Origin of the sequence: uncultured Nocardioides sp., assembly GCF_947489365.1 — a bacterium.
Classification (GTDB): Bacteria; Actinomycetota; Actinomycetes; order Propionibacteriales; family Nocardioidaceae; genus Nocardioides.
Window position 1 is genome coordinate 782,442 of record NZ_CANLDB010000001.1, and the last position, 26,158, is coordinate 808,599.

Genomic DNA, 26,158 nt, shown 5'->3' on the forward strand with positions numbered 1-26,158 from the left:
GACGCACCCTCAACCACCGCGATCCGGGAGTTCATTCCGCCCATGCCCGACCCCCTGTCCGACCCCGGGGCACTGCTCGACGCCCTCGACCCCGAGCAACGTCGGGTGGCCGAGGCACTGCGGGGTCCGGTGCGCGTGCTCGCCGGTGCGGGGACCGGCAAGACCCGGGCCATCACCCACCGGATCGCGTACGGCGTGGCCACCGGCGTCTACGCCCCGACCGAGGTCCTGGCCGTCACGTTCACCACCCGCGCGGCGGGCGAGATGCGCGGCCGGCTCCGCGGGCTCGGCGCCCCCGGCGTCCAGGCGCGGACCTTCCACTCCGCCGCGCTGCGGCAGCTCCGCTACTTCTGGCCGCAGGTCCACGGCACCGACCTGCCGACGCTAACGGAGTCCAAGCTGTCGATGCTCGCGCTGGCCTCGCGCCACTGCCGGCTCCGGCTCGACCAGGCCGGGCTGCGCGACCTCGCCTCCGAGGTCGAGTGGGCGAAGGTCAGCAACGTCACGCCCGCCGACTACGAGCGGGTCGCCACCCGCGCGGGGCGCTCGGTGACGGGCCAGGACGCAGCCAGCGTCGGACGCCTGTTCGCGGCGTACGAAGAGGTCAAGCGCGACCAGGGCCGCATGGACATGGAGGACGTCCTGCTGCTCACCGCGGCGACGCTGGACGCCGACGAGCGGGTCGCGGCGCGCGTGCGCTCGCAGTACAAGTGGTTCGTCGTCGACGAGTTCCAGGACGTCTCCCCGCTCCAGGCCGCGCTGCTGCGGCTGTGGCTCGGCGGGCGCGACGAGATCTGCGTGGTGGGCGACCCGGCCCAGACGATCTACTCCTTCGCGGGGGCCGACGCCGACTACCTGCGCCACTTCACCCGTGAGCACCCGGCGGCGACGACCGTCGAGCTGGTGCGCAACTACCGCTCCACCCCCGAGGTGGTCGCCTCCGCCAACCGCCTGCTCACCGGCACCGCGAGCAAGGGCGTCGAGCTGGCCGCGCAGCGCCCGTCCGGGCCGGCCGTGACGTGGACCGGCCACGCCGACGAGGTCGCCGAGGCGACCGCGGTCGCCGAGCAGGTCCACCGGCTCCACGCCGCCGGCACCCCGCTGCGCGAGATCGCCGTGCTCTTCCGCATCAACGCCCAGTCGGAGCAGATGGAGGAGGCGCTCGCCGCCCGCAGCATCGCGTACGTCGTGCGCGGCGCCGCCCGGTTCTTCGACCGCGCCGAGGTCCGCCAGGCCGTGATGCTGCTGCGAGGCAGCGCCCGGGCCGGGGAGGCCGGGTCCGACCTGGTCGCCGACACCCGCGCGACGCTCACCGGCGCCGGCTGGAGCGAGGAGCCGCCCGAGGGTCGCGGCCAGGTGCGCGACCGGTGGGAGTCGCTGCAGGCGCTGGTCGACCAGGCCGTCGAGCACGCCGCCACCCACCCCGACGCCACGCTCGGCGACTTCGTCGACGAGCTCGACCGGCGGGCGGCCGAGCAGCACGCCCCCGTCGCCGAGGGCGTCACCCTGTCGACCTTCCACGCCGCGAAGGGCCTGGAGTGGGACGCCGTGTTCCTCACCGGGGTCCAGGAGGGCACCCTCCCCATCACGTACGCCGAGGGGCCCGTCGCCGTCGAGGAGGAGCGACGACTGCTGTACGTCGGGATCACCCGCGCGCGACGTGACCTCGCCGTCAGCTGGTCCGCGGCCCGCAACCCCGGCGGTCGCCAGAGCCGCCGTCCCTCCCGCTTCCTCGACGGCCTGCGACCCGCCGACGCCGGGGGCTCGTCCGCCGCCGGGGTCGCGCCCGGTGGTCGCAAGCGCGCCCGCAAGGCGCAGCACTGCCGTGAGTGCGGCCGTCCCCTCAGCGCCCCGGCGGAGCGCAAGACCGGACGCTGCGAGAACTGCCCGGCCTCGTACGACGAGGCGCTGTTCGAGCGCCTGCGGGAGTGGCGCGTCGGGCGCGCGGGGGAGGAAAAGGTGCCGGCGTACGTCGTGTTCACCGACGCCACCCTCCAGCTCATCGCCGAGATGCGGCCCGACTCCCCGGAGGCGCTGCTGCGCATCAGCGGGGTCGGCCGCGCCAAGCTCGAGCGCTACGGCGAAGACGTCCTCGGTCTCGTCGGCTGACCCGGCGCGGGTCCGTCCGGGACGAATCCGCGCCGAAAGAGAGCCGATCCCGGGGCCGCACACGGCGGGCACGAAATCAACGGGTTTATTCGTTTGCCCCTTTCCTGTAAGGGGCGTTACGGTTCACGGGAACTGACCAGCAGCGCACCACGCCCCCGCCAAGGGGCGGCGCACGAGGCCCGGATGGAGGTGGCCGCGATGAGCACCATGACGACTCTCGCTCCGTGGACGAACGTCTACCGCGTCGAGCACACGATCGCGCCCGTCTCCGCGCTCCGCCTCAAGGGTGACGTCTGCCTGCAGTCCGTCGGCAGCATCGCCCCGTCCTTCCCGGCCTTCATGGGCGCGGAGGGCGGCGTGGCCGTCGTCGCTGATGAGCGCACCACGGGGACCCCTGCCTGGAGTCCGCCGGACTGTCGATAGACAGCACCGGCAGCCTCCAGGCCGCGGATCCCACCACCGGGATCCGCGGCCTTTGTCGTTTCCCGGGTCCGACACCGAGACCGACGAGACACCGAGAGGAGGTGAGACCGACATGACGAGCACCCTCGTCACCGCCCACCAGGACGCTGCTGGTCCCAGCCTGAGTTGCCTGCACGACGAGGCCGGGCAGTACGACGACGACCGGCTGCCCTGCCGTAGCGGGAACCCCGAGCTGTGGTTCGCGGAGCTGCCGAGCGACGTGGAGCACGCCAAGGCCCTGTGCCGGGACTGTCCCGTCCGGGCCCTGTGCCTGGCCGCGGCCAAGGACCGCCGCGAGCCCTGGGGCGTCTGGGGCGGAGAGCTGTTCCTGCAGGGAACCGTGATCCCCCGCAAGCGCCCCCGGGGCCGACCCCGCAAGGACGCCGCCTAGGCGCCTGGACCTTCCCCCGCGGGAAGGGCCCACCCTCCGAGAGCAGCACCCGCCCACCACCCACCACCGACATACGGACGAGAACCGGAGCACCGCCATGACCCACCTGCCGGAGGAGCTGGCCCGAGCACACCGCTCGGTCCTGCTGCACGACGCGCGCCAGGAGCGCCGCCGTCGGGCCCTGTCCCGCCGACGCCGCAACGACCGCCAGGCCGCCGAGCTCGCCCGCCGGGCGCGCGAGGCCGTCGTCCGCGACCTGTGAGGACCGACCACCGATGACCACCGACCCGATCACCGACCCGATCACCGACACCACCACCCACACCCCTGAGATCAGGAGCACCACCATGCAACTCATGCACGAGGAACTGGCACGCGCACAGATGTCCGCGCGCCTGGGAGAGGCGCAGTCACACCAGCGCGGCAACCGTCTCGCGAAGGCCCAGCGGCTGTCCCGCCGGGCCGAGCGGGCCGCCGCCAAGGCCCGGCTCGCCCTCGCGCGCAGCCTCTAGGCCCCGCAGCACCGAGCAGCACCCGCACCGCCCCGCCGCCGATCTCGGCGGCGGGGCGGTGTGGCGTCCGGACTCGCTACCGTGGGCCGATGCCGACCTGCGACTTCTGCGGGCGCCACGCGGACGGCGCCGACGCCCTGGCCTGGACCACGTCGGTGGAGCGGGGGCGGCAGCAGCGCTACTGCGACACCTGCTCCCGGGAGCACCTGCGCGCGATCGAGGGGAAGCTCGACAGCGAGTGGTGGTGACCCCGGTTCTCCCGCGTTCGATCGCGGACGCCGCTCAGCCCGTCAGGTGGTTGCCCCACCCGCAGCCGCAGCAGGGGTGCGGCGACACCGGGCGCGGGGTGGTCCCGCTCTCGGCGTCGGCGGACACCTCGATCGTCGCCGACCACGTCGCGGGTCGTCCGCCCTCCGCCCAGGTGACGACGTCGCGGGCGGCGTACGCCACGGCGAGCGTGCCGAGCACCGGGTCGACCGGCTCCAGCCCCTGACCCTGCTGCTCCACCACGAGCGACCGGCGGGGGTCGCGCTCGGACAGGTGGGCGTCGAGGCACCGCAGGCACGAGGTGACCCCGGGGACGACGAACGGGCCGACCCGCACCCGGCCCTGCACCGCGGCGAGGACGAGGTGCGGCCGGCCGGCCCGCACCGCGTCGTCCAGCCGGGCGCGCTCCGGCTCGCCGACGCCGAGCAGGACCAGGAGCCCCGAGGAGTCCCGGCGCCGCCGGTCCGGGGCCCGCACCGTCAGGCCCGCCACGGTCATCAGCTCGCGCGCCTGCGCCGCCCAGTCCGACGCCCCGGCGACCTCGACCTGCAGCGACCGACGTGCCGTCAGCCGCTGCGCCGCGGCCGGGCCGTGCGCGGCGAACGCGGCGCCGACCGAGGCCCGGGCCCGGGCGCCGGCGGGGCTGAGAGCCGTCATCGCCGTCGGGTCGACGAGCAGGCCCCGCGCGGTGAGGTCGTCGAGCAGCCGCGGGTCCAGCTGTCCGGGGGCCACGGGGCGACCCGTCGCCAGTTCGGCGAGGGCGGCGGCGGTCGCCGGGCGGTCCGCCACCACGAGCCCCAGGTCGTCCAGCCCGACCTGCAGGTGGGTGGCGTCGCGCCGCACGACCCGGACCCCCGGCCGAAGGCAGACCCGGACGTCGTCCCGGGTGGAGCGGCTGCTGGTCATGGGCCGCACGGTGCCACCTGTGCCCGCCGGGCGCCCGGCTCTGTCCACAGGACGCAGGAGAGGCCCCCGTCGACCCGTCCGGCCCGCCTTCCCCTAACGGACCGTCCGGACCGGCCCGGGGGCCTCGTCCACGACCCACGCTAGGAGCGCCTCGCCAGGAGGTCAACGGGTGCCATGACCCGCCTGTGGAGGAGGCTGTGGACAGCCCTGTGGACGGGCGACGCGGCCGGTGGACAAGACCGGGGGCGCCGTGGACGGGCCTGGGGACGACACGCCGGGCCGACAGCGCCGCAGTGGCCTGACCAGCCATGATGGCCGCCAGCGGGTGTGCACGGAAGAAATCCGGTGGCCCGCCGACGTGCCGGAGCAGGGGGAGGCCGATGGGGGACACGTACGACGCCGGGCCGGTCGCCGCGCTGCGCCGGATCGCGTTCCTCCTCGAGCGGGCCCGGGAGGACACCTACAAGGTCAAGGCCTACCGGTCCGCCGCCGCCACGCTGCTGCCCCTGGACGCCGACGAGGTCGCCGCCCGGGTGGACGCCGGGACGCTGACCGAGCTGCCGGGCATCGGGCGCAGCACCGCGACCGTCGTCGCGGAGGCCGTGCGCGGGGAGACCCCGTCGCGGCTGGCGAGGCTCGAGGCGGAGCAGCAGGGGCCGCTGGTTCCGGGCGGGCGTGAGCTGCGGGCGGCGCTGCGCGGAGACTGCCACTCCCACTCCGACTGGTCCGACGGCGGCTCGCCGCTCGAGGAGATGGCGTTCACCGCGCTCGAGCTCGGCCACGAGTACCTCGTCCTCACCGACCACTCGCCCCGCCTGCGGGTGGCGAACGGGTTGTCCGCGGCACGCCTGGCGAAGCAGCTCGACGTCATCGACGCGGTCAACGGCCACCTCGACGCGCAGGGCGAGGCCTTCACGCTGCTGAAGGGGATCGAGGTCGACATCCTCGACGACGGCGGGCTCGACCAGAGCGACGAGATGCTCGCCCGGCTCGACCTCCGGGTCGCCAGCGTCCACTCCAAGCTCCGGATGGACGCCGAGCCGATGACGCGGCGGATGGTCGCCGCGGTCGCGAACCCGTTCGTGAACGTGCTCGGCCACTGCACGGGCCGGCTCGTCACCGGGGGCCGCGGGACCCGTCCGCCGTCGGAGTTCGACGCCCGCGCCGTCTTCGAGGCCTGCGTCGAGCACGACGTCGCCGTCGAGATCAACTCCCGGCCCGAGCGCCGCGACCCGCCGACGACGCTGCTGGAGCTCGCCCGCGACCTCGGCTGCCTGTTCAGCATCGACTCCGACTCCCACGCCCCGGGCCAGCTGGACATGCTCGACTACGGCTGCGAGCGCGCCGAGGCCGCCGGCATCGAGCCCGACCGCATCGTCAACACGTGGCCCCGCGACCGACTGCTGGAGTGGGCGCTGCCGTGAGCGGGACCACGGGGGAGCAGGTCGAGGTACGACGGTCGCGGCGCCGCCGTCGTACCGTCTCGGCGCGGCGGGACGGCGAGAAGATCCTGGTGCTGATCCCCGCCTCGATGAGCGAGGCGGACGAGCAGCTCTGGGTTCCGAAGATGGTCCAGCGCGTCCTGCGGGCCGAGCAGCGACGTCGTACGCCGCCCGGCGAGGAGGACCTGATGGCCTGGGCGACGCGCCTCTCCGACCGCTACCTCGGCGGGCTCGCGCAGCCCGACTCGGTGCGCTGGGTCGACAACCAGAGCTCCCGCTGGGGCTCCTGCACCCCCGGGGAGAGGACGATCCGGCTCTCCACCCGGCTGCAGCAGATGCCGCGGTGGGTCGTCGAGTACGTGCTCGTCCACGAGCTCGCCCACCTGCTGGAGCCGGGTCACGACGCGCGGTTCTGGGCCTGGGTGCGGCACTACCCGCTCACCGGCAAGGCGCAGGGCTACCTGCTCGGCTGGTCCGCCGCCCACGGCGTCGAGCCGCCTCCCGGGGAGACCGAGCCCGAGCCGGAGTGAGCCGAGTCGGCCCGAACGTGCGTCGTGGGGACGCCGAGTCGGCCCGAACGTGCGTCGTGGGGACGCCGAGTCGGCCCGAACGTGCGTCCAAGGGACGACGAGTCGGCCCGAAGGGGTCACAGATGGCGCGAGGCGACCCGGGCACTCTCCGTGGGGCGGGCCTGGAGTGCGGTGCTGACCGTTCGGGCCGACTCGGCACCCCAGTGGAGTGCGTTCGGGCCGACTCGGCACGTCCGGGGCGTGCGTTCGGGCCGACTCGGCGGCTACAGACGCGCGCGGGCGAGGGCGACCAGGTGCAGCATGTCGGCGTCCGGGTCGGGCAGGGCGTCGGCGGGCCACCAGCGGAGGTCGGCGGACTCGTCGCTGATGCCGAGGGGTGCGTCCGGGTCGGCGACGGCGAGGAAGCGGACGTCGAGGTGGTGGGTGGTGCGCGCCCGATCGCTCGAGCCGTCCGGGCCCTCGGGGCGGGGGCCGCAGAAGGGGACGGGGTGCTCGGACAGCTGGAGCGGCACGGGGTCCAGCGCCGGGCCGGACGCCAGCCCCGACTCCTCCGTCGCCTCGCGCAGCGCGGCACCGGCGAGCGTGGTGTCCGCGGCCTCGCAGTGCCCGCCGAGCTGGAACCAGCGCCCCGCGCGGGCGTGCAGGGTCAGGAGCACCCGGGACCCGTCGGGGCTGGCGACCAGCGTGCTGGCGGTGAGGTGGTCGGGCAGGCAGGAGCGGTCCAAGCCGTCGGGGTGCGCCGCGAGGTGCCCGACGTACCGGCGGCGCAGGACCTCCTGCGCGTCGTCCGGTGCCACCCACCCGCCGAGCACCGCGAGGGCGTCGGCGTGGAGGCTCACGCCGGGCCGTCGCCCTTCGGGCCCTCGTCCTTGGGCCCCTCGTCCTCCGGGTCCACGTCCTTCTCGTCCGAGGCGGGGGTGGTGCCGTCGAGGAGAGCCTGCAGCTCGGCGTCGAACTGCTCCTCGCTCAGCTCGTCGGGCTTGGCGGCGTCCTCGCGGAAGCCGAGCGGGTCGTCGAGGTCCGCGTCGGTGGGGAGCAGGTCGGGGTGCATCCAGACGCCGTCCCGGGCCTCGACGCCCTGCCGGGTGCGGAGCGAGCCCCACAGCGTCGAGGCGTCGCGCAGGCGCCGGGGCCGGAGCTCCAGCCCGACCAGGGAGGCGAAGGTCTGCTCGGCGGGCCCGCCCGCGGCGCGGCGGCGGCGTACCGCCTCCTGCAGCTTGGCGGCGGCGGGCATCCGCGTGGCGGTGGCCTGGCCGACGACCTCGTCGACCCAGCCCTCGACCAGGGCGAGGGTGACCTCGAGGCGCGACAGCGCCGCCTTCTGGGCGGGGGACTGCTCCAGGTCGAACATGCCGCCCTCGAGCATCTCCTGCATGGCGGCGGGGTTGGTCGGGTCGAGCCCGCGAAGCCGCTCCTCCATCGTGGACTGGATCTGCTCGGTGTTGATCTGCAGGCCCTCGCCGTAGTCGCGGACGGCGCCGAGCAGGTGCTCGCGCAGCCACGGGACGCCGGCGAACAGGCGCTGGTGGGCTGCCTCGCGCAGCGCGAGGTACAGCAGGACGTCGTCACCGGAGACGTCGAGGCCGTCGGCGAGGGAGGCGACGTTGGCCGGGACGATCGCGGCCTTGCCGACCGGGCCCAGCGGCAGGCCGATGTCGGAGGCGGTGAGCACCTCGGAGGCCAGGGCGCCGAGACCGGAGGCGACCTGGCCGCCGACCATCGCGCCCGTGACCTTGCCGAGCATCCCGATGAGCGGGCCGGCCATCTGCGCGGCCTCGGCGGGCAGGGCCTTGCCGAGCGCGCCGTTGGCGGAGGCGGCGATGGGCTCGACGAGGTGCTTCCAGACGTCGAGGGTCTCGACCAGCCACTCCGCGCGGCTCCAGGCGGCGGTGGTGCTCACGCCGGAGGTCAGCTCGGTGGTCTCGTCGAGCCACAGGTCGGCGAGACGGATGGCGTCGGCGACGGCGTCCTTCTGCCCCGGCGTCGGCGTCGGGTCGGGCTGGGAGGCCACCTGCTTGCGGGCGGTGTCGAGGACGACGTCCCAGTTGACCGGGCCGTCGTACGGCTGCATGAGGGCCTGGACCTGCGCCATCATCTGGCCGAGGTCGGGCATCTGGCCGCCGAAGAGGGCGGACAGGTCGGGCATGCCGCCAGGCAGGCCGGGCCCGCCCTGGCCGCCGGCCCCGCCACCGAGGGCGCCGAAGAGCTGCTCGAACGGCGTGCCCTTGAACGGGTTCTCGCCGCGCGAGGAGTCGTCGCCCGTGGGGTCGTCGGGTCCGTCGTCCGGTGGGTTCGCCATGCTCCGAATCTACGCGGGTCGACCAGCCGACCACGACCGATCCGCGGTCCGGGGGAGGGGTGTTCGCCGAGGGCGCACTAGCCTCGCGCCCATGACCTCGCCCCGGCCCGAGCGCGTCCCCGACCCGCCCCGACCGGTCAGTGAGGTGGTCCGGTGGGTCGACATCGTCGCCGAGCCGCTCGACGCCGACGCCGTCGCCGCCTCCCTGGACGACCTCGCGGCCGGTGCCGTCTGCGTCTTCGTCGGCCGCGTCCGTGACCACGACGAGGGCCGCGACGTGTCGGGCCTGGCCTACGAGGCCCACCCCTCCGCGCTGGAGCGGATGCGGGAGGTCGCCGAGCGCGTGGCAGCCGAGCACGACGTGCGCGGGCTGTCCGTCGTCCACCGCATCGGTGAGATCCCGATCGGCGGCGCCGCCGTCGTGGCCGCCGCCTCTGCCGCGCACCGGTGGGAGTCGTTCCGCGCCACCGAGGCGCTCGTCGACATCCTCAAGGCCGAGGTCCCGATCTGGAAGCACCAGACCTACTCCGCCGGCGACGCCGGCTGGGTGGGCGTCGACACCGAGGGCTGAGGCAGACCGCAGCTCCAGACCGGCGGCCCCGCCGTGGCCGCTCGACCACCTCGGTGCGGATCTCGATCTCCCGAGGGCGCCCGCGTGGCTTCCCAGCGGGACGCGCCCCGCTCCCTAGCCTGGGCGCGTGGAGATCCTGCTGTGGCTCGTGCCCTCCGTGGCGGTGACGGTGGTCGCCATGTGCTGGGTCGGCTGGTACGGCCGCGAGGGGCGCGGCGAGGTCGATCGGGAGGTCGCCGTCGCCCGCATGGCGCAGGCGCTGCGCCGCGAGCACCGGGGCGGGTACGCCGTGCGCCCGGCACCCGCCCGCGACCGCAGCCGGGGGATCGCGGTGCGGCCCTCGCGCACCCCGCCCCCGGGTCGCTGAGCCGCACCCACGGTCGCCCGGAGCGCTGTTGTCGGTGTTTGAGAGGCTGACGCCATGAGTCAGCGGACCCTCGCGGGGATTGTGGCGGTACCGCTGCTCGTCGCGCTCTGGGTCCTCGCGCTCGTCCTGCCCACGCCGGTGGTCACCAACAGGCCCGGCCTGACCGTCGACGTGCTCGCCGCCCCCGACGACCGGGAGACCATCCAGGTGCAGGGGGCCAAGACCTACCGCGACGACGGCCAGCTGCGCCTGACGACCGTCTACGTCACCCAGCCCGGCGCCCGCGTCAACCTGTTCGAGGCCATGGCTGCCTGGGTCGACCCGCGCGACGCCGTGCTGCCGTACGACGCGGTCTACGCGCCCGAGGAGTCACGTCAGGACTCCGAGGCCGAGTCCGCCGCGCAGATGGTCTCCTCCCAGGACACCGCGATCGCTGCCGCGCTGACCGAGCTGGACTACGACGTCACGGAGGACGTCGAGGTCCTCGCCGTCACCGCCGACACCCCGGCCGACGGCAAGCTCGCCGCCGAGGACCAGCTGCTCGAGATCGACGGTGAGGAGATCGAGACCCCCCAGGACGTCGTCGACGCGGTGACCGCGGCCGGCTCCGGGGACCCCGTCGAGTTCGTCGTACGGCGCTCCGGCGAGCGGCGCACCGTCGAGGTCACCCCCACCGAGGTCGACGGCAAGCCGCGGATCGGGATCCTGCCCGGCGTGGGCTACGAGTTCCCCATCGACGTGTCCATCGAGATCCCCGACTCCATCGGCGGACCCAGCGCCGGCCTCATGTTCTCGCTGGGCATCCTCGACACCCTCACCCCCGACTCCCTGACCGGCGGCGAGACCATCGCCGGGACCGGCACCATCACGGCCGAGGGCGAGGTCGGACCCATCGGCGGGATCCAGCAGAAGATCGTCGCCGCCGAGGGTGACGGGGCCGAGCTGTTCCTCGTCCCTCCCGGCAACTGCGCCGACGCCCTCGAGACCGACGTCGACGACATCCGACTCGTGCGCGCTGACACCCTGTCCGACGCCCGCGACGCCCTGGCTGCGTGGGTCGCCGACCCCGACGCCGACCTTCCCTCCTGTGAGGACGCCACGTGAGTGACGACGACCTGAGCGACCCCGCCCTCGACACCGCCCTGGTCGGTGACGACCTGGACACCGACCCGGCGCTCGCCGCGGCCGTCCTCGAGATCGAGGGGCACGTCGCGGGCGCGGGGTGGGACCAGCCCGGCCGGCTGTACGCCCTCGTCGAGACCGCCCGCCTCGTGGAGCGCGAGCCGTCGCTGGCCGTCCAGGCCGGCCTGGCCGACGCCAGCGCCGACGGGTCGCTGACCCCGATCGAGCAGGACCAGCTCCCGCAGGAGCGCCCGCTGGAGGAGATGCTCGCGGAGATGGCCTGGCCCGCCGAGGTGGCCGGCTGCGTGGCCGTCGTCGAGCGCCTCGTGCTCCCGCCCGGCGCGGACGACGAGCTGCCCGCCGACCCCGAGGACGCGGAGGCGTTCGCGCGCTCCCACCCCGACCGCCAGGAGGTCCGCATGGTCGCGGGCGTCACCCGGGCGGGCGCCACCTACTGCGCGCTGCGACTGCGCGCCCACGACGACGACACCTCCGTGGTGACGGGGTCCGACCTCGTGCCCGGACTCGTGGAGCTCGTGCGCTCCACCCTGGACGACCGAACCGACGAGGAGCAGGCCCCGTGAGTGACATGTTCGACGACGAGCCCGGCAGGCCGCAGCGCGGCGGCCGGGGCACCGTCACCGCCGGACCCAGCGGGCGCAGCAAGGCGCTGCTGGTCACCGGTGCCGTCCTGCTCGTCCTCTTCCTCATCCTGACCGGCCTGTCGTCGTTCTGGACCGAGCGTCTCTGGTTCGTCTCGGTCGACTACGGGTCCGTCTTCACCACGCTGCTGCTGACCCGCATCACGCTCTTCGCGGTGTTCGGCCTGGTCATGGCCCTCGTCGTGGCGCTCAACATGTGGCTGGCCTACCGCTACCGGCCGACGTTCCGCCCGCCGTCGCCGGAGCAGACGAGCCTCGAGCGCTACCGCGAGGCCGTCGCCCCCATGCGCAAGTGGCTGGTGCTGGGCATCGCCCTGCTCATGGGCGCCTTCGCCGGCACGTCGGCAGCGGGCCAGTGGCGCAACTACCTGCTGTGGCGGAACGGTGGGTCCTTCGACCGGTCCGACCCCTACTTCAGCCGGGACGTCGGCTTCTTCGTCTTCGACCTGCCCGCCTACCACTACGTCGTCGACTTCGTCATGGCCGCGGCCGTGGTCGGCCTGATGGCCGCCGCCGTCGTCCACTACCTGTACGGCGGCATCCGCCTGCAGCCCGGCTCGGACCGTCTGTCGGGGGCCGCCCAGGTCCAGCTGTCGGTCCTGCTCGGCGTCTTCGTGCTCGCCAAGGGCGTCGACTACTGGATCGACCGCTACGACCTGCTGACCGACTCCAGCGGCCTGATCACGGGCATGACGTACACGGCGGAGAACGCCGAGCTGCCGGCGAAGGAGATCCTCGCGGCGATCGCCGTGATCTGCGCGGTGCTGTTCTTCGTCAACGTCTGGCGCCGGACGTGGATCCTCCCCGGTGTCGGGCTCGGCCTGCTGCTGCTCTCGGCGGTCCTGCTCGGCCTCGTGTGGCCCGGCCTGGTCCAGCGCTTCCAGGTCACGCCCACCGAGGCGGACCGCGAGGAGCCCTACATCCAGGCGAACATCGACGCCACCCGGGACGCCTACCAGCTCGAGGACACGGTGGTCGAGCCGTACACCGCGGAGTCGGACGTGGCGGGCGAGCAGCTCGCCGCCGCCGCGATCGGCGCCGAGGGCATCCGTCTGGTCGACCCGGCCGTGGTGCCGCCGACCTTCGAGCAGAGCCAGCAGGTGCGCGGCTACTACAGCGTGCCTCCGGTCCTCGACGTCGACCGCTACCCGGTCAACGGCATCGAGCGCGACATGGTCCTGGGCGTCCGCGAGCTCAACCAGGCCGGCATCAGCGAGGGCAGCCAGAACTGGCAGAACCTCCACACGGTCTACACGCACGGGTACGGCGTGATCGCGGCCTTCGGCAACCAGCGCCCCGCGTCGAACGACGAGGCCATCAGCGGTGCCTCCTCCGGGGACGGCCTGGCCTTCGCCGAGCAGGACCTGCCGCCCCGCGGCGAACTGACCGACCAGAGCCCGGACGGCTACGAGGGCCGCATCTACTTCGGCGAGAACTCGCCGTCGTACTCGATCGTGGGCAAGGCGTCCGAGGACGCCGACGACGTGGAGCTCGACCTGCCGAGCGGCACCGAGAGCAGCGACGGCTCCGACGCCACCAACACCTACGACGGCGCCGATGGCGTCTCGGTCGGCAACCTGTTCAACAAGCTGCTGTACGCCGTGAAGTTCGGCGAGCCGAACATCGTGCTGTCGGGCCGGGTCAACGAGAACTCGAAGATCCTGTACGACCGCGACCCCGCCCTGCGGGTCGAGAAGGTCGCGCCGTGGTTGACGGTCGACTCCGACCCCTTCCCGGCGGTCATCGACGGCCGGGTGCAGTGGATCCTCGACGGCTACACCCTCTCCGACCGCTTCCCGCAGTCGGAGAAGGAGTCGTTCGACGAGATGACGGACGACTCGTTGGCCAACGACAACCAGTTCCAGACCCTGCCGACCGACGAGGTCAACTACATCCGCAACGCGGTGAAGGCCACGGTCGACGCCTACGACGGCACGGTCAGGCTGTACGCCTGGGACGAGTCCGACCCCATGCTCGACGCGTGGATGTCGGCGTTCCCGGACACGGTCGAGCCGCGGTCCGCGATCTCCGACGAGCTCATGGACCACCTGCGCTACCCCGAGGACATGTTCAAGGCGCAGCGCTACCAGCTCGCGCCGTACCACGTGACCGACGCCAGCGACTTCTACGAGGCCAACGACCGGTGGGAGGTCCCGGCCGACCCCAACGACGGTCGCTTCCTCCAGCCGCCGTACCGCCTCTCGCTGCCGCAGGAGGACGGGGCGGACGACGTGTTCTCCCTGACCTCGGTCTACACCCCGGTGAACCGCGAGAACCTCGCCTCGTTCGTGTCGGTGGACGCCGACGCGGCCGAGGACGAGTACGGGACCATCCGGATCCGCCGTCTGCCGTCCACCAGCCAGGTGCCGGGACCCGCGCAGATCGCCAACGCGATCGGCTCCGACACCGGCGTCACGGCCCTGACCCTGCCGCTGGAGAACAGCGGCGCCACGGTCGTGCGGGGCAACCTGCTGACCGTCCCCGTCGCCGGGCAGCTGCTGTACGTCCAGCCGATCTACGCCCTGCGGTCCGCGGGCGAGGGCAACTTCCCGGTGCTGCGGTACGTCGCCGTGTCGTTCGGCCAGGACTCGGTCGGTGTCGGTGAGACGCTCGGTGAGGCGCTGTACGACGTCCTCAGCCTGCCGGGCGACCCGCCGGACACGCAGGACGACCCCGGCGGTGAGGACCCGGGCGGCCAGGATCCGCAGGAGGGCAACGCCGGTGGTGGCGGCGGGGAGCCGACGGGCACGGTCAACGAGCAGATCCGTGACCTGCTCGACCAGGCGGACCAGGCCTTCACCGACGCCCAGGAGGCCCTCGACGCGGGGGACCTCCAGGGCTACCAGGACGCCAACGACAACGCCCAGGACCTGATCGAGCAGGCCATCGAGCTGTCCGAGGGCGGCGGAGGCGGCACCGACGGCGCTGCTGGCGGCTCGACCGACGGCGCCACAGGCGGGGGAGACGCCGAGAACTGATCAGCGGCTGTGCTCGACGCCCCGGATCCGGTCCACCCCGTGGATCAGGTCCGGGGCACTGTCGTTCCGGGCTGGTCGCGCCGGCGACGACCCCGATTTGAGGCCCCCGGACCCCGTGACGTAGTGTTCTGTTCACCGACGCGGGGTGGAGCAGCTCGGTAGCTCGCTGGGCTCATAACCCAGAGGTCGCAGGTTCAAATCCTGCCCCCGCTACCACGACGAACCGCCTCCGGAAATCTTCCGGGGGCGGTTTCGTCATTCTCGAGCAGCGTGGTTGGCTTTCGCCCGTGACGAGGACGATCGAGGCCGACTACCTGGTGGTCGGGGCCGGCGCGATGGGCATGGGCTTCACGGACGCGCTCGTGGAGCACGACCCCGACGCGCGCGTGGTGATGGTCGACCGCCGTGACGGGCCCGGCGGCCACTGGCGGGCGGCGTACCCCTTCGTGCGGCTGCACCAGGCCTCCCAGTTCTACGGCGTCCAGTCGACGGTGCTCGGCGGCCGCATCCAGGAGTCCGGCCCCGAGGCGGGTCTGCACGAGCGCGCCGACCGGGCGACGATCCTCGGCTACTACGACGACGTGCTCGCGCGGATGCGCGCCACCGGCCGCGTCGAGCTGCTGAGGGGCCACGAGGTCGACGGCCGCACCGTGGTCTCGCGCGAGACCGGGGAGCGCCTCGCGGTGCCGGAGCACTGCCGGGTCGTGGACGCGCGCTACCTCGCCCCCGAGGTGCCGGCGGAGGTGCCGCCGCGGTTCGCGGTCGACGGCGCCCGGGTGGTGCCGGTCGGCGACCTGCCGGGCGTCGAGGACGACCCGAGCCGGTACGTCGTGGTCGGCTCGGGCAAGACCGCCACCGACGCGATCGTGTGGCTGACGGACGCCGAGGTCGGCCGGGGGATCGACCCCGACCGCATCACCTGGGTGCGTCCCCGCGACCCCTGGATGCTCGACCGGGCGGTCGTGCAGCCCGACCCCGTCGTCTACCTCGGGATGGTCGCGGAGATGATGCGCCTCGCGGGCGACGCCGACGACCTCGACCGCCTCTTCCTCGACCTCGAGGACGCCGGGATCATGATGCGCCTCGACCCCGGTTCGACCCCGACGATGGCGAAGGCCCCGACGCTGGGCCGCTGGGAGCTCGAGCGGCTGCGGCAGGTCGAGGACGTCGTCCGACTGGGCCGCGTCGTGAGCGCCGGCAGGGGTCGGCTGGACCTGCAGGAGGGGTCAGTCACGACCGCCCCCGACGCCCTCGTGGTCAACTGCGCCGCCGACGGCCTCAGGAACCGCCCGCTGGTGCCGATCTGGGGCGAGGACGTCGTCACGCTGCAGCCGATCCGCGCCGGCTTCCCCTGCTTCGCGGCAGGTCTCGCGGGCTACGTCGAGGCCACCCGCGACGACGACGCCACCAAGAACCGGCTCTGCCCGCCGTCCTCGTTCGGCAACTCGCTGACCGACTGGGCCGCGATGCAGGTGCGCGGCTTCCGCGCCTCCGCGGCCTTCGGCTCCGAGCCCGACATCAAGGCGTGGGCCGACCGCGTCGCGATCAACCCCTCCCGCGTCCCGCCCGAGCACCCCGGTTCGCCCGAGCTCGACGCCGCCCGCGAACGCCTGGCCGCCCACGTCGGCCCGGGGCTGGAGCGGCTCGCGGCGCTGAGCGGCGAACCGGCGTCCTGACGGCGTCCGACGGTCAGGGGCGCTCCCGTCGTCCCGGATCGTCGCCATCGTCCCCGTCGTGGCGCCGGCGCCGCCCGATCCCCGCGTTGGCCGCGAAGCCCACCGCCGCGGCACCCAACCCGAGCGCGAACTTCCAGACGTCGTCGTTGGTGTGGGAGACGGCGACGAGCCCACCTCCGGCGGCCAGTCCGGCCGGAGCGAGGACGAGGGCACGGACCGGGCGCAGTCCCCAGGCGCGGGCCACGGCCGCTCGCCAGGTCGAGCGCGGCGACCGTGCCGACCCCGCCGATGCCGGCTCGGCCGGCAGGTCCAGCAGCAGTGCCGCGAGGTCGTCCGCCGTCGACGCGGTCAGCGCGAGGCGCTGACGTCGGTCGAGCTCGTCGAGGGTGAGGCGCCCGCGCACGTGGTGCTCGGCCAGCACGTCGACGCACGCGTCGCGCTCCGCGTCACCGATGCGCATCGCCGGCGGTCCGGCGACCGCGTCCTTCGTCTGTCCCATGCTGGATGCTCGCACGTCGCGGGGCGGGATCGCCGTACCGCGGAGCGCGGGTCCCGCGCTGCGTCCTAGAGCTGGATGCCGCGCGTCAGCGCGCCGTCCACGACGAGGTTGGTGCCGCTGATGCGGCGGGCGGCACGGCTGGCGAGGAAGACGACCGGGGCCGCGACCTCCTCCGGCGTGCCCATCTGACCGGTCGGGTTCAGCCCCAGCGCGGTCGAGTAGAGGTCGGGGTCGCCGGACTCGATGCCGGCCCACACGCCGCCCTCGAAGTAGGTGTTGCCGGGGGAGACCGTGTTGGCGCGGATCCCCTTCTCGGCGAGCTGCAGGGCGAGGCCGTGGACGTAGCCGATGATCGCGGTCTTGGCGGTGCCGTACGGGCCCGAGGCGAAGTCCGACTCCCGGCCGGACACGCTCGAGACCGCGATGATCGAGCCGGCGTCGCTGCGCTGGAGGTGGGGCATCGCGGCCCGGACGAGGCGGACCGTGTGCATGACGTCGACGTTCAGGCTGGCCTCCCAGTTCTCCTCGGTGTCGGGGATCGCCAGTGCGCTGACATTGGCCACGACGACGTCGATGCCGCCGAGGGCCCCGGCGCTGGCCTCGACCCAGGCGGCGAGCGCGGCGGCGTCGCCGACGTCGACGCTCGTGCCGTACGTCGTCCCGCGGGCGGCGAGGACCTCCGAGGCGGTGCGGACGTCGTCGGCGTTGCGGGCGCAGAAGGCGACGTGGGCGCCCTCGTCGAGGAACGCCTCGACGACCGCGCGGCCGATGCCGCGGGTGCCGCCGGTGACGAGGACGCGGGTGCCGTGCAGCTGCAGGTCCATGGTGGGGCCTTTCGGGGGAGGGGCGGGGAGCGGAGACGGAGGGCGGGGTCAGACCGAGCCGAGGCTGCGCGCCCGGGTGCGCAGGTCGGCGTGGAGGCCGTCGTACGGGTTCACGGGCGGGAGCAGCGAGGTCGCGGCCTTCACCACGACGCTGTAGTTGGCGTCGACGACGTTGGCGATCGGGGCGCGGGCGACCTGGGAGAGCAGCTGGTAGGAGTCCATGGTGTGCAGGCCGGACAGCTCCGCGACCCAGCCCACGAGGTCGGCGTTGGCGATGCGCCAGGAGTCCTCCAGCGGCCGGCTGGAGCCGATGACCATGAGCTGGTCGTCGTCCTGCAGACGCGGCCAGCCGGGGGCGCCGCCCTTGACCAGCTCGACGATGAGCGTGGTGGTCATCGCGCCCTCGACGGCGGTGCCGCAGGCCTCGCCCTCGCCCTGGCGGTAGTGACCGTCGCCGATCGAGAACATCGCGCCCTCGACGTTCACCCCGAGGAAGCAGGTCGTCCCGGCCCGCATCTCGGGCGTGTCGGTGTTGCCGCCGAACCGGTCGGGCACCAGCGACGAGCGCACCTCACCGCCCGCCGGGGCGACCCCGACGGTGCCCAGCATCGGCTCCAGCGGCAGCTCGAGGCGGTGCTCGGAGTGCCGCGCGGCGAACCCCACCGTGCCGCGCTCCCGGTCCAGCTCGTAGATCCAGGTCGTGTCCGGCAGGGCCGGCTGCAGGGAGACCGTGCGGTCGGTGCTGGTCATGCCGCCGAAGAACGGGATCGCGGCCGAGGCGCCGAAGTCCCGGGCGGGCTCGAGGGCGACCAGGTGCAGCGCGAGCGTGTCGCCGGGCTCGGCGCCCTCGACGTAGAAGGGCCCCGACTGCGGGTTGACGAACCGCAGGTCGACCTTCTCCGCGGACAGGTCGTCGACGCTGCGCAGGGCGCCGCCGAAGGCGTCGTCCGACCAGATCCGCAGGACGCTGCCGGGCGTCACCCGCATCACGGGCGCGGCCCCGCCGAACGTGTAGGTGTACTGCTCGCGGGTGGGCACGTACTCGATGACGTCCATGCCCGAACCTACCGCGCGCGGTGGACGGGTGGGGGTCCTAGGACCATCGGACAACTGTCGGACGGACGGATCCGCGACCAGCATGGGTGACACGTCGACCACCGACGTCCACCCACACTGGAGGACCCCATGAGCACCCCCACGACCGTCCGCCGCGCCGCGGCGTCCACCCTGCTCGCCGTCACCCTGGGCGCGAGCCTCGTCGGCGTCGCCGGCGCCCCCGCCCAGGCGTCGGGCGGGGACGACGACCGCGTCGAGCGCACCGGTAGCTGCACCGGCCCCGGCGTCTCGGAGTGGAAGCTGACGGCGAAGTCCGACGACGGCGGCGTCGAGGTCGAGGGCGAGGTCGACAGCAATCGGGCCGGTCAGACCTGGTCGTGGGTCATCCGTCAGGACGGCGACCTGGTCGCCCGCGGCACCTCGACCACCCGCGGCCCCAGCGGCTCGTTCTCCGTCGAGCGCCGCGCCCGCGACGCCGCCGGCACCGACCGCTTCACCTTCCGCGCCACGCGCGGCAGCTCCGGCGAGGCCTGCGCCGGCAGCCTGCGCTTCTGACCCCCCTGGGGCGGTGCGACCGGGCGCTCAGGCGCCCGGTCGCACCAGCCGCTCGTCCGGGACCACGGCCACGCCGACGATCTCGACGAGGGCCTCCGGCTGCCACAGCGCCGTCGTCCCGATCCCCGCCATCGCCGGGTACGTCGTCCCCGCGAGCTCGCGCCACACGCGCCCGATCTCGCGGCCGTGGGCGATGTAGTCCGGGATGTCGGTGAGGTAGATCGTGATGCTCACGAGGTCGCCCGGCTCGCCGCCGGCCTCGGCCAGCGTGGTCAGCACGTTCGAGAACGCCTGACGGAACTGCTCGACGATCCCGCCCTCGACGATCCGCATGTCCGCGTCGAGGGCGGTCTGGCCCCCGAGGTAGAGCGTGTTCCCCGTCAGCGTGCCGTGCGAGTACCCGCTGGGCTTCGGCAGCGACGAGGGGTTCACGGGCACGGGCGACAGGTCGGGGTGCGTGGAGGTCATGCCCGTGAGGCTAGGCGATCCATTGACACCTCAGCAACGATCGTGCTGACTATGGAACATGGATGCCGAGCAGAACGATCACGTCCTCGAGGGGGACCCCTCGCCCTGGGCGAACGAGCACGGCCTCGTCGTGCCCGTCGTGACCCGGGGCGGGCAGGAGCCCGACGACACCGGCCAGTCGGCCGGCGCGAGGCGGATCTCGGGCGTGAGCCCGCAGCACACCCCCGCGCAGCGCATCTGGTTCGGCCAGGTCCACAACCTCGGCGGCTTCCGGTCGGTCCCGCACCACCACGGCGAGGCCGAGACCGGCGGGTTCGTCCTCTCCGGCCGAGCGCGCATCTACTTCGGCGAGAGGTTCGAGGACTACCTCGACATGGCCGAGGGCGACTGGGTGTTCGTGCCCCCGTTCATGCCGCACGTCGAGTGCAACCTCGACCGCAACCACCCGCTCACGTGGATGACCACGCGGACCCCCGACAACATCGTGGTCAACCTGCCGCAGGTCGACGACTCCGCGCTCCCCGACTGGGTGGACCGCCCGTGAGCACGTCTGAGGTCTTCACCGACGCGGTCACGCTCACCGCCGCCGGGGCCGAGCACCTCGACGTCGCGTTCACCGCGACCACGCAGGCCTGCCCCTGGCCCAAGGCGTACGGCGGGGACCTCGTCGCGCAGGCCGTCGCGGCGGCCGTACGCACGGTCGAGGACAAGACGCTGCACTCGATGCACTCCTACTTCATGCGGCCCGCCGACATCGGCGCGGAGGTCCGTCACGAGGTCGAGCTGCTCCGCGACGGCCGCGGCTACGCCACCCGCCAGGTCCGCGCCTACCAGCACGGCAGGTGCGTCTACGTCTGCCTCGCCTCGTTCGCCGCGGGGGAGGCGGGCGGCAGCGTGAGCAGCCCGCTCCCCGAGGACCTGCCGGGCCCCGACGAGCTGCCGACCTCGGCGGCGTACCTCGAGGGCCGCGAGGGCGGCACCTCGACGGAGACCTCGCGGGAGTACTGGTCGTCGGGCCGCAGCTTCGACATGCGGCACGTGCCCGGCCCCGTCTACCTCACCGTCGACGGCGGGAACGCTCCGCACCAGGCCGTCTGGGTCAGGCCGTACGACGCCCTGCGCCCGGTCGAGGGCCTGAGCGACGACCAGCGCGACCAGGCGGCCCTGGCCTACGTGTGCGACTACACGATCCTCGAGCCCGTCCTGCGGGTCCTGGGCCGGCCGTGGGCCGAGCCGGGCCTGGTCACCGCGAGCCTCGACCACGCCATGTGGTTCCACCGCACCGGGCCAGCCGGGTGGATGGACGGCTGGCTGCTCTACGCCCAGGAGGCCGTCGCCGCCGAGCACGGCCGCGGCCTCGGCACCGGCCGGTTTTTCACCCCCGACGGCACCCACGTCGCGACCGTGGCCCAGGAGGGGATGCTGCGCGAGCCCGCGGCCGACGCCGGGGAGACGTCGTGAGGCTGCTGCCGTCGGCCCACGTCGACACCTTCACCCGCGACCACCTGCCGCCACCGGAGCTCTGGCCGACGATCGAGCTCACCCTGCCCGCGCTGCAGGAGGTGCCTGACACCCTCAACGCCGCGACCGCGCTCGTCGCCGACACGATCGCCCGGGCGGGGGATGACCGCGTCGCGCTGCGCACTCCCGACGGGGTCGCGTGGACCTACGGCTACCTCGAGCGCACCTCCGACGCCGTCGCGCGGGTCCTCGTCCAGGACCTCGGCGTCGTCCCCGGCAACCGGGTGCTGCTCCGCGCGCCCAACACGCCGTGGACCGTCGCCTGCTGGCTCGGCGTCCTGAAGGCCGGGGCCGTCGTGGTGACCACGTTCGCCGCCCTGCGCGCCCGCGAGCTGGGCCCGATCGTCGAGCGCACCGGGCCGGTCGTGGCCCTGGTCGACCACCGCTGGACCGAGGACGTCGCCGAGCTCGCCGTCCCGACGCTGCGCCTGGTCGCCGTCGGTGGCGACGGCCCCGACGACCTCGTGGCGCTGGCCGCGGCCAAGCCGGGAGGCTTCACCCCCGTGCCCACGAGCGCGGACGACGTCGCGCTGCTGTGCCCGACGTCCGGCAGCACCGGCGTCCCGAAGATCACCATGCACACCCACCGCGACCTGCTCGCGATCGACGCCACCTTCGGCCGGCACGTGCTGCGCCTGGAGCCGGACGACGTCGTCGCCTGCACCGCGCCCCTCGCCTTCACCTTCGGGCTCGGGATGCTCGTCGTCTTCCCGCTCCTCGTCGGCGCGAGCGCCCTGCTCGTCGAGGCGGCCACCCCGCCGCAGGTCGCCGACCTGGTGGCCGCCCACGGGGTCACGGTGCTGGCGACGGCGCCGACGTCGTACAAGCAGATGATCAGGGCCGGCAAGGTCGAGCAGCTGCGCGACCTGCGGGTCGCGGTGAGCGCGGGGGAGCACATCCCGGCCCACACCTGGCAGCACCTGCGCGACGCGATCGGGCTCGAGGTCGTCGACGGCATCGGCTCCACCGAGCTGCTCCACATCTTCATCTCCGCGGCGGGAGCCGACATCCGGCCCGGCGCGACCGGGAGACCTGTGCCCGGCTGGCGGGCGACGATCCTGGACCCGACGGGCCAGGAGGTCGGCCCCGGGGTGCAGGGGCGGCTCGCGGTCGTCGGCCCGGTGGGCTGCCGCTACCTCGACGACGAGCGCCAGCGCGCCTATGTCCAGCACGGCTGGAACGTCACCGGCGACACCTTCGTGGTCGACGAGGACGGCTACTTCACCTACTGCGCCCGCGCGGACGACATGATCGTCTCGTCGGGCTACAACATCGGCGCGCCCGAGGTCGAGGCCGCGATCGACACCCACCCGGCGGTGGCCGAGGCGGCGGTCGTCGCCAAGCCGGACGCCGAGCGCGGCTCCGTGGTCTGCGCATTCGTGGTGCCCCGCGAGGGCGTGGCGGCCGACGAGGCGCTCGCGACAGGGATCCAGGCGCACGTGAGGGCGACGATCGCGCCGTACAAGTACCCGCGGGAGGTCCGCTTCGTCGACACCCTCCCGCGCAACACCAACGGCAAGCTCCAGCACTACCGCCTGCGGCAGCAGGTCGAGGCGGAGGCCGCGGAAGGGGTCTCACCATGAGGATCGCGATCGTCGGCGGCGGGCCCGGGGGGCTCTACTTCGCCGCCCTGATGAAGGGCCTGGACGCCGGGCACGACATCACCGTCTGGGAGCGCAACGCCCCCGACGACACCTTCGGCTTCGGGGTCGTCTTCTCGGACGAGACGCTCGGCAGCATCGAGGGCGCCGACACGGTGGTCCACGAGCAGATGGAGCGCGCGTTCGCGCGGTGGACCGACATCGACACCGACGTCGACGGCACCACCTTCACCGTCGGGGGCCAGGGGTTCGCGGCGATGGGCCGCAAGGACCTGCTCCGCGTGCTCCAGGAGCGCGTCGCCGACCTCGGGGTCACCGTCCACTACCGGACCGAGGCGCCGGACGTCGACGAGCTGCGGGCGTCGTACGACCTCGTGCTGGCGTGCGACGGGGCCAACTCCGCCGTCCGCGGCCGGTACGCCGACGCGTTCGGGCCCACCCTCGACCGCCGGCAGAACAAGTACATCTGGTTCGGCACGGACCTCGTCTTCGAGGCGTTCCAGTTCGTCGTGAAGCAGACGGAGTGGGGCACGATGCAGATCCACGGCTACCCGTTCTCGGCGGCCGGTTCGACGTTCATCGTCGAGATGCACACCGACGTGTGGCGCCGGGCCGGGTTCGACGCCACCGAGGACCAGGCGTTCCCGCCCGGCACCTCCGACACGTACGCCGCCGAGCGGGTCGCCGAGATCTTCGCCGACGAGCTCAAGGGCCACGAGGTCCTGCTCAACAACTCGAAGTGGCTGAGCTTCACCACGGTCCGCAACGAGCGCTGGTACGACGGCAACGTCGTGCTGCTCGGCGACGCCGCGCACACCGCGCACTTCTCGATCGGCTCGGGCACCAAGCTCGCGATGGAGGACGCGCTCGCCCTGGCCGCGTGCCTCCACGAGCACCCGAGCACCGAGGCGGCGCTGGCGGCGTACTCCGACGAGCGGAAGCCGGTCGTCGAGTCGACGCAGCGCGCCGCCCAGGCCTCCCTGGAGTGGTTCGAGAACATCGGCATGTACGCCGACCAGGACCCGGCGCAGTTCGTCTTCAACCTGCTCACCCGGTCCCGGCGGATCACCTTCTCCAACCTCGAGGAGCGCGACCACGAGTTCGCGCAGCGGATGGAGCGGGAGTTCGCCCGCCAGGAGGGCACGCACCCCGGGGCGGACGCGGCGGACCCGGGGCCGGCGATGTTCCAGCCCGGCCGGATCGGGCCGCTGGAGCTCAGGAACCGGGTGATCCTCTCCCCGATGGACATGTACGTCGCCACCGACGGCGTCCCGGACGAGTTCCACCTCGTCCACCTGGGGTCGAAGGCGCTCGGCGGCGCCGGCCTGGTGATGACCGAGATGACGTGCGTGTCGCCGGAGGGTCGGATCACGCCCGGCTGCCCCGGCCTGTGGACCGACGAGCAGGCCGACGCGTGGCGTCGCGTCACGGACTTCGTGCACACCCGCACCACCGCGAGGATCGGCCTGCAGCTCGGCCACTCGGGCCGCAAGGGCTCGACGCGGCTGATGTGGGAGGGCATGGACGAGCCGCTCGAGGACGGCAACTGGGAGGTCGTCGGACCCTCCGCGCTGCCGTACGGCGAGGGCTGCCACGTGCCGCGCGAGGCGACGGAGGACGACCTGCGCGCCATCACCGCGGACTTCGTCGCCGCCGCGGAGCGGGGCGTGGCGGCGGGCTTCGACCTGGTCGAGGTGCACGCGGCGCACGGCTACCTGCTGTCGTCGTTCCTCTCGCCGGTGGCCAACCACCGCACCGACGCGTACGGCGGCCCGCTGGAGAACCGCCTCCGCTTCCCCCTCGAGGTGTTCGACGCGGTGCGCGCCGCGGTGCCGGAGTCGGTCCCGGTGACGGTGCGCATCTCGGCCACCGACTGGATGCCGGACGGCAACACCGACGAGGACGGCGTCGCCATCGCCCTCGCGTTCGTCGAGCACGGCGCCGCCGCGATCGACGTGTCGTCGGGGCAGGTGAGCAAGGACGAGAGGCCGGCGTTCGGGCGCAGCTACCAGACGCCCTTCGCGGACAAGATCCGTCACCGGGTCGCCGCGCCCGCGGGTGTCGCGGTGATCGCGGTCGGCGCGATCTCGTCGTACGACGACGTGAACTCGATCCTGCTGGCCGGGCGCGCGGACTTCTGCGCGCTGGGCCGCACCCACCTGTTCCAGCCGAACTGGACCCTGGCGGCCGCGGCGGAGCAGGACTACACCGGGCCCGGGGCGGTGTGGCCCGACCCGTTCGCGGCGGGACGCCGCAAGCCGCCGAGCGCGCGGACGGACAAGGTCCCGCCGCGGCTCGCGCTGCTGCGCGACGGTGCGCAGGACGTGCACGTGAGGTGGACTCCGACCCCCTGAGCCGGGGGAGGGCAGGATGGGCGCCGTGAGCAGGAGCGACGGGGACGGTACGGCCCGGAGCACCCGGACCGTGGTCGTCACGTTCCTCGGCTCGGTCGTGCGGTCGATGGGGGACTGGATGCCGATCGGCGGCGCCGTCGACCTGCTCGGCGAGGTGGGCCTCGACCCCACGAGCGTGCGGACGGCGGTCTTCCGGCTGAAGAAGCGGGACTGGCTGGTCTCCGAGGTGCGCGACGGGGTGCGCGGCTACGCCCTGACGCGGCAGGCGCTGACGTCGCTGGCGGCCGGCGACGAGGTGATCTGGCACGCCCGCCGGCAGGCCGCCCTGGACGACGGGTGGTGCGTCGTGAACTTCTCCGTCCCGGAGACCGAGCGGGCGAAGCGCCACCAGCTCCGCTCCCACCTCGCCGCGCTGGGGTTCGGCAACGTCGGCACGGCGATGTGGATCGCGCCCGCCCGCATGCGGGCCGCGGCGGAGCAGGCGATCGCCGAGCTCGGGCTGACGTCGTACTCGGCGGTGTTCGAGGGAGCCCACGTCGGTGGGCAGGACCTCCGCACCCTCGTGGCCGGCAGCTGGGACCTCGACGGCATCGCGGAGGGCTACCGGGACTTCCTGGCCCGGTTCGGGACGGTCGCGGTCGACACCCCCGGCGACGCCTTCGCCACCTACGTGGAGCTCGTGGACCACTGGCGCAAGCTGCCCTTCCGCGACCCCGGCCTCCCGCCCGAGCTCCTGCCCACGGACTGGCCCGCCGCCGACGCCCTCGCGCTGTTCGAGGGCCTCGTCGCCCGGCTCGAACCCCCCGCCCTCGCCCACGCCGCGACCCGCTGGACCCCCGCCTCCGCCGCCGGCTGACCGCCTCCTGGGGTGGTCGAGCAGGGGGAGCCCTGGCGACGCTCGCACCTCGATCTCCGGGTGACCCGCCGGAGGTCGAGGTGCTCCGAGCCCTGGCGAGGAGCCACGAGACCCGGTGACGGTCCCGGGG

Annotated in this window: 27 protein-coding genes and 1 tRNA gene; 21 read left to right on the plus strand and 7 right to left on the minus strand. The window is 73.7% G+C overall.

Features of this window, described 5'->3' with window-relative positions; all coding sequences use genetic code 11:
- Positions 1-42: 42 nt before the first annotated feature.
- The 6 genes from Q0858_RS03725 (at position 43) to Q0858_RS03750 (ending at position 3,722) form a co-directional block, all read left to right on the plus strand.
- Positions 43-2,109, plus strand: coding sequence for an ATP-dependent DNA helicase UvrD2 (locus tag Q0858_RS03725; protein WP_299051238.1), 2,067 nt, complete (start codon positions 43-45; stop codon positions 2,107-2,109).
- Positions 2,110-2,307: 198 nt separating this feature from the next.
- Positions 2,308-2,532, plus strand: a complete 225-nt coding sequence (locus Q0858_RS03730; RefSeq protein ID WP_299051239.1) for a hypothetical protein — start codon at positions 2,308-2,310, stop codon at positions 2,530-2,532.
- 112 nt (positions 2,533-2,644) lie between these two features.
- Positions 2,645-2,962, plus strand: coding sequence for a WhiB family transcriptional regulator (locus Q0858_RS03735; protein ID WP_299051240.1), 318 nt, complete (start codon positions 2,645-2,647; stop codon positions 2,960-2,962).
- A gap of 97 nt (positions 2,963-3,059) precedes the next feature.
- The gene (locus Q0858_RS03740) at positions 3,060-3,224 is read left to right on the plus strand and encodes a hypothetical protein (protein WP_299051242.1); all 165 of its coding nucleotides are present in this window, start codon (positions 3,060-3,062) and stop codon (positions 3,222-3,224) included.
- 13 nt (positions 3,225-3,237) lie between these two features.
- Positions 3,238-3,474 carry a hypothetical protein gene (locus Q0858_RS03745; RefSeq protein WP_299051244.1) on the plus strand — a complete coding sequence of 79 codons (237 nt, stop codon included), beginning with the start codon at positions 3,238-3,240 and terminating at the stop codon, positions 3,472-3,474.
- An 89-nt stretch (positions 3,475-3,563) separates the two neighbouring features.
- The gene (locus Q0858_RS03750; RefSeq protein ID WP_299051246.1) at positions 3,564-3,722 is read left to right on the plus strand and encodes a hypothetical protein; all 159 of its coding nucleotides are present in this window, start codon (positions 3,564-3,566) and stop codon (positions 3,720-3,722) included.
- A gap of 34 nt (positions 3,723-3,756) precedes the next feature.
- On the opposite strand, the gene Q0858_RS03755 is transcribed toward Q0858_RS03750, so the two are convergent.
- Positions 3,757-4,647 carry a hypothetical protein gene (locus tag Q0858_RS03755; RefSeq protein WP_299051248.1) on the minus strand — a complete coding sequence of 297 codons (891 nt, stop codon included), beginning with the start codon at positions 4,645-4,647 and terminating at the stop codon, positions 3,757-3,759.
- Positions 4,648-5,027: 380 nt separating this feature from the next.
- On the opposite strand from Q0858_RS03755, the gene Q0858_RS03760 reads away from it, so the two are divergent.
- The gene (locus Q0858_RS03760) at positions 5,028-6,071 is read left to right on the plus strand and encodes a PHP domain-containing protein (RefSeq protein ID WP_299051250.1); all 1,044 of its coding nucleotides are present in this window, start codon (positions 5,028-5,030) and stop codon (positions 6,069-6,071) included.
- Positions 6,068-6,619 carry a M48 family metallopeptidase gene (locus Q0858_RS03765; RefSeq protein ID WP_299051252.1) on the plus strand — a complete coding sequence of 184 codons (552 nt, stop codon included), beginning with the start codon at positions 6,068-6,070 and terminating at the stop codon, positions 6,617-6,619. Before Q0858_RS03760 ends, Q0858_RS03765 begins: the two co-directional genes overlap by 4 nt.
- 263 nt (positions 6,620-6,882) lie before the next feature.
- On the opposite strand, the gene Q0858_RS03770 is transcribed toward Q0858_RS03765, so the two are convergent.
- Both Q0858_RS03770 and Q0858_RS03775 read right to left on the minus strand, forming a co-directional pair.
- Positions 6,883-7,458, minus strand: a complete 576-nt coding sequence (locus Q0858_RS03770; protein ID WP_299051254.1) for an NUDIX domain-containing protein — start codon at positions 7,456-7,458, stop codon at positions 6,883-6,885.
- Entirely contained in the window at positions 7,455-8,918 is a 1,464-nt protein-coding gene (locus Q0858_RS03775) for a zinc-dependent metalloprotease (protein WP_299051256.1), read from the minus strand. Before Q0858_RS03775 ends, Q0858_RS03770 begins: the two co-directional genes overlap by 4 nt.
- Positions 8,919-9,009: 91 nt before the next feature.
- On the opposite strand from Q0858_RS03775, the gene Q0858_RS03780 reads away from it, so the two are divergent.
- From Q0858_RS03780 to Q0858_RS03810, 7 genes are all read left to right on the plus strand, one after another.
- The gene (locus Q0858_RS03780; protein ID WP_299051258.1) at positions 9,010-9,489 is read left to right on the plus strand and encodes a molybdenum cofactor biosynthesis protein MoaE; all 480 of its coding nucleotides are present in this window, start codon (positions 9,010-9,012) and stop codon (positions 9,487-9,489) included.
- A gap of 127 nt (positions 9,490-9,616) precedes the next feature.
- Complete coding sequence (locus tag Q0858_RS03785) at positions 9,617-9,856, plus strand: hypothetical protein (protein ID WP_299051260.1); 240 nt, start codon at positions 9,617-9,619, stop codon at positions 9,854-9,856.
- 54 nt (positions 9,857-9,910) lie between these two features.
- Entirely contained in the window at positions 9,911-10,960 is a 1,050-nt protein-coding gene (locus tag Q0858_RS03790; RefSeq protein WP_299051262.1) for a PDZ domain-containing protein, read from the plus strand.
- A complete protein-coding gene (locus tag Q0858_RS03795; protein ID WP_299051264.1) occupies positions 10,957-11,562 on the plus strand; it encodes a PPA1309 family protein in 606 nt (201 codons plus the stop codon). Before Q0858_RS03790 ends, Q0858_RS03795 begins: the two co-directional genes overlap by 4 nt.
- 5 nt (positions 11,563-11,567) lie before the next feature.
- On the plus strand, positions 11,568-14,618 hold the full coding sequence (locus Q0858_RS03800) for a UPF0182 family protein (RefSeq protein WP_299051751.1): 3,051 nt from the start codon (positions 11,568-11,570) through the stop codon (positions 14,616-14,618).
- Between the two features lie 139 nt (positions 14,619-14,757).
- Positions 14,758-14,834: transfer RNA gene (locus tag Q0858_RS03805), tRNA-Met, on the plus strand.
- Between the two features lie 71 nt (positions 14,835-14,905).
- Positions 14,906-16,294 (plus strand): NAD(P)-binding protein, encoded by a 1,389-nt coding sequence (locus tag Q0858_RS03810; protein ID WP_299051266.1) that lies wholly within the window; start codon positions 14,906-14,908, stop codon positions 16,292-16,294.
- Between the two features lie 13 nt (positions 16,295-16,307).
- Here the strand turns inward: Q0858_RS03810 and Q0858_RS03815 are convergent, their stop codons facing one another.
- The 3 genes from Q0858_RS03815 to Q0858_RS03825 all read right to left on the minus strand — a co-directional run bounded on the left by Q0858_RS03815 (position 16,308) and on the right by Q0858_RS03825 (position 18,673).
- On the minus strand, positions 16,308-16,793 hold the full coding sequence (locus tag Q0858_RS03815; protein WP_299051268.1) for a DUF1707 domain-containing protein: 486 nt from the start codon (positions 16,791-16,793) through the stop codon (positions 16,308-16,310).
- A 65-nt stretch (positions 16,794-16,858) separates the two neighbouring features.
- On the minus strand, positions 16,859-17,617 hold the full coding sequence (locus tag Q0858_RS03820; protein WP_299051270.1) for an SDR family oxidoreductase: 759 nt from the start codon (positions 17,615-17,617) through the stop codon (positions 16,859-16,861).
- A gap of 48 nt (positions 17,618-17,665) precedes the next feature.
- Positions 17,666-18,673, minus strand: a complete 1,008-nt coding sequence (locus tag Q0858_RS03825; RefSeq protein WP_299051272.1) for an acetamidase/formamidase family protein — start codon at positions 18,671-18,673, stop codon at positions 17,666-17,668.
- A 129-nt stretch (positions 18,674-18,802) separates the two neighbouring features.
- On the opposite strand from Q0858_RS03825, the gene Q0858_RS03830 reads away from it, so the two are divergent.
- Positions 18,803-19,228: a hypothetical protein gene (locus Q0858_RS03830; RefSeq protein ID WP_299051274.1), complete on the plus strand. Its 426-nt coding sequence runs from the start codon at positions 18,803-18,805 to the stop codon at positions 19,226-19,228.
- Positions 19,229-19,255: 27 nt separating this feature from the next.
- On the opposite strand, the gene Q0858_RS03835 is transcribed toward Q0858_RS03830, so the two are convergent.
- Positions 19,256-19,696 (minus strand): RidA family protein, encoded by a 441-nt coding sequence (locus Q0858_RS03835; RefSeq protein ID WP_299051276.1) that lies wholly within the window; start codon positions 19,694-19,696, stop codon positions 19,256-19,258.
- Between the two features lie 58 nt (positions 19,697-19,754).
- Here Q0858_RS03835 and Q0858_RS03840 point away from each other — a divergent pair, with 58 nt between their 5' ends.
- Genes Q0858_RS03840 through Q0858_RS03860 form a run of 5 tightly spaced genes read left to right on the plus strand, consistent with a single transcriptional unit; the run spans position 19,755 to position 26,028 of the window.
- Complete coding sequence (locus Q0858_RS03840) at positions 19,755-20,240, plus strand: cupin domain-containing protein (protein WP_299051278.1); 486 nt, start codon at positions 19,755-19,757, stop codon at positions 20,238-20,240.
- Complete coding sequence (locus Q0858_RS03845) at positions 20,237-21,157, plus strand: acyl-CoA thioesterase II (protein ID WP_299051280.1); 921 nt, start codon at positions 20,237-20,239, stop codon at positions 21,155-21,157. The genes Q0858_RS03840 and Q0858_RS03845 overlap by 4 nt, the downstream gene beginning before the upstream one ends.
- Positions 21,154-22,800, plus strand: coding sequence for an AMP-binding protein (locus tag Q0858_RS03850; RefSeq protein ID WP_299051281.1), 1,647 nt, complete (start codon positions 21,154-21,156; stop codon positions 22,798-22,800). The genes Q0858_RS03845 and Q0858_RS03850 overlap by 4 nt, the downstream gene beginning before the upstream one ends.
- Complete coding sequence (locus tag Q0858_RS03855) at positions 22,797-25,172, plus strand: bifunctional salicylyl-CoA 5-hydroxylase/oxidoreductase (protein WP_299051283.1); 2,376 nt, start codon at positions 22,797-22,799, stop codon at positions 25,170-25,172. Before Q0858_RS03850 ends, Q0858_RS03855 begins: the two co-directional genes overlap by 4 nt.
- 25 nt (positions 25,173-25,197) lie before the next feature.
- Positions 25,198-26,028, plus strand: coding sequence for a PaaX family transcriptional regulator C-terminal domain-containing protein (locus tag Q0858_RS03860; RefSeq protein WP_299051285.1), 831 nt, complete (start codon positions 25,198-25,200; stop codon positions 26,026-26,028).
- Positions 26,029-26,158: the final 130 nt, after the last annotated feature.

What these genes read in the sequence shown, in the direction of transcription:
- Q0858_RS03740 (WP_299051242.1), top strand. Translation starts at nt 3,060, where the DNA reads ATGACCCACCTGCCGGAGGAGCTGGCCCGAGCACACCGCTCGGTCCTG.
- Q0858_RS03760 (WP_299051250.1), top strand. Translation starts at nt 5,028, where the DNA reads ATGGGGGACACGTACGACGCCGGGCCGGTCGCCGCGCTGCGCCGGATC.
- Q0858_RS03840 (WP_299051278.1), top strand. Translation starts at nt 19,755, where the DNA reads ATGGATGCCGAGCAGAACGATCACGTCCTCGAGGGGGACCCCTCGCCC.
- Q0858_RS03855 (WP_299051283.1), top strand. Translation starts at nt 22,797, where the DNA reads ATGAGGATCGCGATCGTCGGCGGCGGGCCCGGGGGGCTCTACTTCGCC.
- Q0858_RS03730 (WP_299051239.1), top strand. Translation starts at nt 2,308, where the DNA reads ATGAGCACCATGACGACTCTCGCTCCGTGGACGAACGTCTACCGCGTC.
- Q0858_RS03790 (WP_299051262.1), top strand. Translation starts at nt 9,911, where the DNA reads ATGAGTCAGCGGACCCTCGCGGGGATTGTGGCGGTACCGCTGCTCGTC.
- Q0858_RS03780 (WP_299051258.1), top strand. Translation starts at nt 9,010, where the DNA reads ATGACCTCGCCCCGGCCCGAGCGCGTCCCCGACCCGCCCCGACCGGTC.
- Q0858_RS03800 (WP_299051751.1), top strand. Translation starts at nt 11,568, where the DNA reads ATGTTCGACGACGAGCCCGGCAGGCCGCAGCGCGGCGGCCGGGGCACC.
- Q0858_RS03815 (WP_299051268.1), bottom strand. Translation starts at nt 16,793, where the DNA reads ATGGGACAGACGAAGGACGCGGTCGCCGGACCGCCGGCGATGCGCATC.
- Q0858_RS03825 (WP_299051272.1), bottom strand. Translation starts at nt 18,673, where the DNA reads ATGGACGTCATCGAGTACGTGCCCACCCGCGAGCAGTACACCTACACG.
- Q0858_RS03725 (WP_299051238.1), top strand. Translation starts at nt 43, where the DNA reads ATGCCCGACCCCCTGTCCGACCCCGGGGCACTGCTCGACGCCCTCGAC.
- Q0858_RS03775 (WP_299051256.1), bottom strand. Translation starts at nt 8,918, where the DNA reads ATGGCGAACCCACCGGACGACGGACCCGACGACCCCACGGGCGACGAC.
- Q0858_RS03755 (WP_299051248.1), bottom strand. Translation starts at nt 4,647, where the DNA reads ATGACCAGCAGCCGCTCCACCCGGGACGACGTCCGGGTCTGCCTTCGG.
- Q0858_RS03830 (WP_299051274.1), top strand. Translation starts at nt 18,803, where the DNA reads ATGAGCACCCCCACGACCGTCCGCCGCGCCGCGGCGTCCACCCTGCTC.
- Q0858_RS03820 (WP_299051270.1), bottom strand. Translation starts at nt 17,617, where the DNA reads ATGGACCTGCAGCTGCACGGCACCCGCGTCCTCGTCACCGGCGGCACC.
- Q0858_RS03735 (WP_299051240.1), top strand. Translation starts at nt 2,645, where the DNA reads ATGACGAGCACCCTCGTCACCGCCCACCAGGACGCTGCTGGTCCCAGC.
- Q0858_RS03750 (WP_299051246.1), top strand. Translation starts at nt 3,564, where the DNA reads ATGCCGACCTGCGACTTCTGCGGGCGCCACGCGGACGGCGCCGACGCC.
- Q0858_RS03745 (WP_299051244.1), top strand. Translation starts at nt 3,238, where the DNA reads ATGACCACCGACCCGATCACCGACCCGATCACCGACACCACCACCCAC.
- Q0858_RS03835 (WP_299051276.1), bottom strand. Translation starts at nt 19,696, where the DNA reads ATGACCTCCACGCACCCCGACCTGTCGCCCGTGCCCGTGAACCCCTCG.